The following is a 3021-nucleotide window of genomic DNA, read 5'->3' on the forward strand; positions in this document are numbered from 1 at the left end:
GGGCCGAGCACCGTGGCTCGGCGCATCGACAGACCGCGCGCGGCGACGTCGCTCGAGGTGATGCCGCCCTTGGCGACGACGAATCGCGGGCGGGTCGCGGCGACGACGTCCTGCACGACCTGCACGACGGCCGACGACACCGTGCGGGCGATCGCGAGGCTCGCGTCGGCGTCGGCGGCCGTGGTGACCGTGCGGGTGGTGCTCACGACCACGTCGCCGAGCTCAAGGGCGGCGATCACGGCGTCGGCCGTCTCGCGCAGGTAGGCGGGGGCGGCGGCGGGGTCGAGCACCCGCGCCACGTCGATCTCGATGTCGGCGAGGCCGGGGTGCACGGCGCGCAGACGGGCGAGCTGACGCGTGGTGACGGCGACGTGCGAGCCGACGACGATCAGCCCGCCGCGCTCGGCACCGCCGTCGGGGAAGGCCTCAGTCGCGGTCAGGGGTTCGCGCTGCGCACTGCCGATCCGGGCGCGCACGAACGGAGGTCCGACGCGCGACAGGAGGTTCTTGCCGCGCCGGCGGGCGGCGATCAGCCCGAGCGAGAGCAGGCGCAGGTCGTCCTCGGTCACGACGTCGCAGACGATGGGCGTGCGGTGCTCGGCATCCTGGATCGCGTCGGCGATGGCCTCGGCGCCCGCACGGACGACGGTGAGGTCGACGACGATGACGGATGCCGCGGCGTGGCGGCCCTGCGACTTCTCGGCGACCCAGTCGGCGAGGTCGGAGCTGGCGTATCCGAACGTGGCGTCGCGGGCGAACTCGGTCTGGCCGATGGGGCGTAGCTCGTCGCCCTCGCGCATGTAATGGGTGCCGCCGATGGTGACGCGTCCGGCGTCGGGGAAGGCGGGCACGATGAGCACGCCGTCGATGGGGGCGCCGCCCGCGGCCGCGATGGTGTCGGCGAGCGTGTCGGTCTCGAGGGGGAAGTGTCCTCGCAGCGTCGAGTCCCCGCGGCTGACGAATTCGAGCTCGATGCCGGCGGCGCGCGCGGCGGCGAGGGCGTTGACGGCGACTTCGCGGTTTCGCGTGCGGGCGTCGGCCTCGCCGAGGCTGCGCGCGTTGGTCAACACGTAGACGGCAGGTGCGTCTGTCGAGAAGACGGCGGCGAAGTCGTCGACATCCCACGCGGTGAGGACGGGAAGGTCGGCGACCGACTGCGTACCGGTGGGGTCGTCGTCGAGCACGATCAGGCGGGAACCGAGGGCATCCGAGGCGGCGCGGACCTCGCTCGCGGCGACCGGTCGTGCGGCGGGATAGGCCTGCAGTGCGTGCGCTTCGTTCATCGTCTCACTCCCTTGTGTGGACATAAGCTGTTAGGCGTCAGCCATCATATGGCTTGGAACACACGCTGGCAAGAGACGCCCGCGTGCGGGTGGCGGACCACCCGCACGCGTGCGGAGAAGCCATCAGACGGCGACGGCCGTCACGACGAGATTGTCCACGTAGTGGCCGCTAGCCGGATCCCACGCACCGGCACACGTGACCAGCCGCAACTGCGGCGTCGGCGTCGGCGCATAGACCGACTCGGTCGGGAAGCTGTTCTTCTCGACGGTCTGCAGCCCGGTCACCACGAAGTCGGCGGTCGACCCGTCCGCGCGGCGGACCGACACCGTGTCGCCGGGCGTCAGCCGCGGCAGGTCGTAGAACACCGCCGGACCCGTGGGGGAGTCCACGTGGCCCGCGATGACCGCGGGACCGATCTCTCCGGGCAGGACGCCCTTCTCGTACCAACCGACCGCGTCGTAGTCCTGGGGGGACTGGATCCACCCGTCGGCCCCGCGGTCGAGCCCGATGAGGTCCGAGTCCACCCCGATCGCCGGGATCGAGATGTGGACGGGCGCGGCGGTGTTGGCCGCCGCGGGGGCCACCGGGTCCTGGAACCCGCTCGCCGCGCCGACGCCCGGCGCCGTCGTCGCCGCGGCACCCGCCGCGCCGGCCGGGGCCGCGTCACCCTCGAGCGCGGGGCAGCCCTCGAGCACGTCGTCGGTGAGCATCGCCGTCGCGAGTGCCGTCCACGCGGCACCGTAATAGGTGGGGGTGGATGCCGCGGTGTCGGCCATGCGCTGCAGGTCGGCCCGCGCCTCGTCGTCGCTCCCGCTCGCCGCGAGCGCGGCCGCCCGTGCGGCGTACGCGACCGGATGCCGATCCGACGTGAGGGCGCCCGCCCCCGCGTCGAGCTCGGCGGGCAGCTCGTCGCCGCCCGGCAGCACCGCCGCCACCCGTGCGGCGAGGGCGCGGTCGTCGTCACGGCACGACTCGGCGAACCGGATGGTCGTTCGCGCGGCGTCGTAGCCGTACGCCGGCTCGCCCCCGCCGCCCGCGGAACCCGCGAGCGCGACGGCGCCGTCGTCGGCGACCGTGGCCCAGTTGGTCGGCAGGGTGTTGGCATCCATCAGGGCGCTCGTCACCGCTCGACTGCCCGCGGCCAGTTCCTCCCACCGGGGGTCGCCCGACGCGCGCGAGAGCACGTCGAACGCGGCCGGCGACGCGTACGAGGGGTTGTAGGCGTGGGGGGATGCCGTCGCCCACGGCCCCGGCAGCAGGATGCGTCCGAGCGCGGTCTCGGCCGTCATCTCGTCGAGGACGGCCGTGCCCAGGGCCACGCCCTGCTCGCGGAGGTCGTCGCGGTCGAAGGCGTCGCCCGCGAGCACCAGGGCGCGCGCCGCGTCGAGGTCGGCGTCCGAGGCGGGTTGCTCGTCGACGACGGCGCCGTCCTTCCACTGCCAGGCCAGCAGACCGTCGTCGCGCTGCAGGTTCGCGGTCGTCCACTCCCAGATGCTGTCGAAGCGCGACGGGTCGTCGGCGGCCACGGCGAGGAGCAGGCCGTACGCCTGCCCCTCGCTGACGGTGTCGCCGCCCTGGTCCGTGCGCACCACGCGACCGGCGTCGACGTACGTGTCGAGGAAGGCCTCGGCCGTCGCGGTGGTGCGGTCGGCGGTGTCGGGTTCGGGCTCGGTCGCGGTGCTGCACGCCGCCATCGTCAGGGCGACGACGGTCGCGACCGCGCCGACCGTCGACGCT

Annotated in this window: 2 protein-coding genes; both read right to left on the reverse strand. The window is 73.9% G+C overall.

Translation table 11 applies throughout. The features are described from left to right. Positions 1 to 1283: four-carbon acid sugar kinase family protein (locus DBR36_RS16890; protein ID WP_108320846.1), on the reverse strand; the 1283-nt coding region annotated here is incomplete at its 3' end. 123 nt (positions 1284 to 1406) lie between these two features. Further along, the coding region (locus DBR36_RS16895; protein ID WP_219927683.1) for a class F sortase at positions 1407 to 3021 on the reverse strand (1615 nt) is incomplete at its 5' end.

The sequence above is a fragment of the Microbacterium sp. HMWF026 genome (assembly GCF_003061325.1).
Classification (GTDB): domain Bacteria; phylum Actinomycetota; class Actinomycetes; order Actinomycetales; family Microbacteriaceae; genus Microbacterium; species Microbacterium testaceum_E.